This window comes from Rhodococcus sp. EPR-157 (assembly GCF_001647195.1).
In the GTDB taxonomy this organism is placed as follows: Bacteria; Actinomycetota; Actinomycetes; order Mycobacteriales; family Mycobacteriaceae; genus Rhodococcoides.
Window position 1 is genome coordinate 1 of the sequence record NZ_LVCV01000282.1, and the last position, 3,823, is coordinate 3,823.

4 protein-coding genes are annotated in these 3,823 nt (G+C 63.7%); 2 read left to right on the plus strand and 2 right to left on the minus strand.

Features of this window, described 5'->3' with window-relative positions:
* Window positions 1-303: 303 nt before the first annotated feature.
* Entirely contained in the window at window positions 304-660 is a 357-nt protein-coding gene (locus tag A2J03_RS13040; RefSeq protein ID WP_068374423.1) for a DUF1801 domain-containing protein, read from the plus strand.
* A 1-nt stretch (window position 661) separates the two neighbouring features.
* Here A2J03_RS13040 and A2J03_RS13045 read toward each other — a convergent pair whose 3' ends face one another.
* Both A2J03_RS13045 and A2J03_RS13050 read right to left on the minus strand, forming a co-directional pair.
* A complete protein-coding gene (locus A2J03_RS13045) occupies window positions 662-1,324 on the minus strand; it encodes a response regulator (RefSeq protein WP_068374426.1) in 663 nt (220 codons plus the stop codon).
* Window positions 1,321-2,883, minus strand: a complete 1,563-nt coding sequence (locus A2J03_RS13050) for a sensor histidine kinase (protein ID WP_068374428.1) — start codon at window positions 2,881-2,883, stop codon at window positions 1,321-1,323. The genes A2J03_RS13045 and A2J03_RS13050 overlap by 4 nt, the downstream gene beginning before the upstream one ends.
* 128 nt (window positions 2,884-3,011) lie before the next feature.
* On the opposite strand from A2J03_RS13050, the gene A2J03_RS13055 reads away from it, so the two are divergent.
* The coding region (locus A2J03_RS13055; RefSeq protein ID WP_231912517.1) for a Bug family tripartite tricarboxylate transporter substrate binding protein at window positions 3,012-3,823 on the plus strand (812 nt) is incomplete at its 3' end.

Below are 3,823 nucleotides of genomic sequence, written 5' to 3' on the forward strand. Positions count from 1 at the left end.
ACGACCTGCGCGCGGGCGCGGTTCTCCCTCGACCGGCAGCGTGCGGCGTACACCGACAATCCCGCCACACACGCATCACTGACAGCCGCCGCAGCAGCCCAATCCGCTGCTGCCGCGGGGTGGCTGGTGGTGGCACCTGCCGCACTCCCTGTATCGAACATACATTCGATGCTATCGGACCCCACCGACACAAACCGACCGACGAATGGCGAGTTCCGGAGCTTGACAGCAACGGCACAATAGAGCGGACAAAATGCGTCGCCTCGAGAACAATCCCGACCACCAAGGAAAGCTCCGACAGACATGCCAGAGAAGAAGCCCACCAAAGACCCCGCGGCAGCGGTAGTCGAGAAGATCGCCTCCTACCCGGCGCCGTACGACGCGGTCGGCAAGCGGCTCCACGAGGTGATTCTGGAGGCCGCTCCGGAACTGCAGCCCAGGCTCTTCTACGGAATGCCCGGCTACGCGAAGGGCAAGGGTCCGATCCTGTGCCACTTCATCGCCGAAAAATACATCTCATTCGGGCTTTCCGAGAAGGCCAATGTCGTTGCGGGAGAGGGTGCATCCGACAAACTCATGCCGTCGGGCTGGTTCCTCACCGAACTCGACGACGCAACCGAGAAGCGAATCTCCGAGATCGTGCGGCAGGCGGTCCAGTAGATCACCGTCGTCGGTAGAGCCTCTCCGGCCGTCCGACGTTCCCGTAGTCCAGCGACACGTCGACCCTGCTGGTGCCCGCGAGGTATTCCAGGTATCGGCGTGCGCTGGATCGCGAGATCCCCGACCGCTCAGACATTTCGGTGGCAGACACCGGGCCGTCGACCTCGCGCAATTTCTCCTCGACGAGATCGAGCGTGACGCGACTGAGTCCCTTCGGTAGATCGGCTGACGCCCCGGTTACGCCGAAAGCCTTGTCGACCGCCGCCTGCTCGGCCTCGTCGATAACACTCAGCGACAACCGCGTCGTGCGGTATTGCTCCAGCCGCGCGTTCAGCACAGCGAATTTGAACGGTTTGATCAGGTAGTGAACGACACCGCTCCGCAGCGCTTTCTGCACGGACGCCACTTCTCGTTCACTGGTGATGACGAGAACGTCGACGTCGGGCACCAACTCACGGAACTTGCCGATGAGGTCGAGCCCGCTCATGCCGGGAAGGTGGACGTCGAGCAGGACCAGATCGGGTCGCATCGTCGATACTGCCTCGATCGCAGCCTGTGGCGTGTGCGCGACACCGCAGACCTCGAAACCTTCTGCCTTGCCTACGAATCCGGAGTGTACCTTCGCAACCATGAAGTCGTCGTCGACGACGAGAACACGTATCACTGCTGCTCCTTCATCACGGCTCGAAATACCGTCCAGTCGGTGCCCGAGAGTAGTTCCGACCCAACCGACACGTCGCCGCCTCGGCGTCGACACGCCAGCCGCACGAGGGCAAGCCCGAATCCATGGCCGGTGCTCGCGGACCCACGAGTGCTCCAGCCCTGTTCGAAGATCCGTTCCACGTCCGACGCCGCGACACCGGGGCCATCGTCGAATACCGCGACAGTGATCTCGCCGCCCTTCTCCTGCAACGAGATACGCACTCGGCCGTCGCAGGCAGTGACAGCATTGTCGACGAGATTGCCCAGGACGGTGCACAGATCACGCGACAACGCCCCACCATGATGACCGAGCGCGGAACCGTCGACGATCTCGATCGACACCGAACGATGCGCGGCAGCACCGATCTTCGCAATGAGCAACGCCGCGACACCGACATCTTCGACGGAGTCGGTCACGGCCGACGTTGCATCCTCCCGCCGCGCCGTCAATCCCTCCACGTACCGAACAACTTCGTCGTACTCGTGGAGTTGGACGAGCCCGGAGATGGTGTGCAACTGATTGTCGAATTCGTGGATGTGTTCACGTAGCGCCGTCGAACTCGTCTTCGTCACGCCCAGCTCCTCCTCGATGTCGGTGAGCTCGGTGCGATCTCGGAACGTGGTGACCGTTCCGACGGCCTTTCCCTTCGACACGATCGGAACCGTATTCAACACGAGCACTCGGTCTCCGACCAGCACGATCTCGTCGGACGTGGCGACGGTACCGAGCAGCACGTCGCGCAGCCGGTCGGTCAGTCCGAGCTCGTCGACAGTCATTCCCTTACTGCCGTAGTCGATATGCAACAGTTCGTGCGCGCTCTCGCTCATCAGCAGCACCCGCCCGTGCGGATCGAGTGCAATGACGCCTTCCTTGAGACCGCGCAGCATCGCCTCGCGCTGGCCGACCAGATCGAGGATCTCACTGGCCTCCATTCCCAGGGTCTGTCGCTTCACTCGGCGCGCGAGCAGCACCGAGCCCACTCCGCCGAGCACCGACGCCACCGCGAGATAGACGATCAGATTGGGCGCCGATTGAAGGAAGCGGTCCAACGCGGACGGATAGCGATCTCCGACGATCGCGGTTCCGACCAGCGTGCCCGAATCGTTCAGAACCGGCACGTGCGCTTCGACTGATCTGCCGAGCGGCGTGTCGGTCAGCCCGACCCACGACGCGCCTGCCGCCGACCCCACAGCGGTACCGACCTGCTCGGGGACAGTGGACAGCACGACGACGCCATCGACGCCCGCCAACTGCGCATAGTCCAGCCCGGAGACTGCTCGAACGGATTCGACGGCACTCTGCAGACCGGTCCTGATGCGGGGCTGCGCTGACGGCAGCAATTGTCGGACGACGGGATTGGCGGCCAGAGTCTCGGCGGCAGACTGCGCTCGTCGACCTGCGTCACGTTCGAACGTCGAGGACGATTGCGCGAGCGACAGTCCTCCGATGGCGACGAGCACTACGACGACGATGAGCAGCTGCAATCTCAGCAGCTGGGCAGCCAGCGTCGTTCTACGCACGGAACGACCCTACGTCGCCCCACCTACGACCGAACGAGAATGCGTGTGAGCACAATGGACACAAATGAAACTGTGGCCGCAAGGGTGACCGCAATCACAAAGTGCTGTTGACTATCGACGTGCCCACAATGAAAGTTCGAACTGCAGCCAGCGCCCTGTGCGTCTCGGTCGCCGTTCTGGTGGGCGCCTGCGGATCGGAACCTGCAGTATTCGCGGGTTCGGCAGCCAACGAGCGCGTTCGGTTCGTGGTTCCGTCCGACGCGGGTGGCGGTTACGACCTCACTGCCCGCAACCTCACGCAGGCATTGGCCTCGGACGGCACCGATTTCGACGTCGTGGTGTTGCCCGGCTCCGGCGGGGTCGTCGGACTCGGCCGCTTGGCCCTCGAGAGCGGTGATCCCGATCTCGCGATGGTCATGGGCCTGGGCCTGATCGGCGCACTGGAGACTACGGACTCGGATCGCACGATCGCCGACGTCACCCCCGTCGCCAAACTTCTGGAGGAACCAGAAGTCGTACTCGTTCCGGACAATTCGCCGCTGCGCACGATGGACGACCTGGTCGCCGCATGGCGTGCGAATCCGGCCGAGCTGAGTTTCGCCGGAGGTTCGGCCGAGGGCGGGGCCGACGGACTCTTCCGAATTCTGCTCGCCCGCGCCATCGGCGTCGACGCCTCCGCGTCGAAGTACCGCCAGTTCGAAGGCGGCGGCCAGCTCCTACCGGCGTTGCTGACAGGAGAGGTCGATGTCGCCACCACGGGCGTCAGCGAATACCTGGACCAGATCGCAGCGGGAACCGTTCGTGCACTTGCGATCAGCACTGCAGAACGTATCCCCGTCATCGACGCTCCGACCGCCCGCGAAGCGGGAGTGGACGTCGTCTTCGCCAACTGGCGCGGACTCCTCGCACCGCCCGGTTTGACGCAGGAAGAAACAGACGT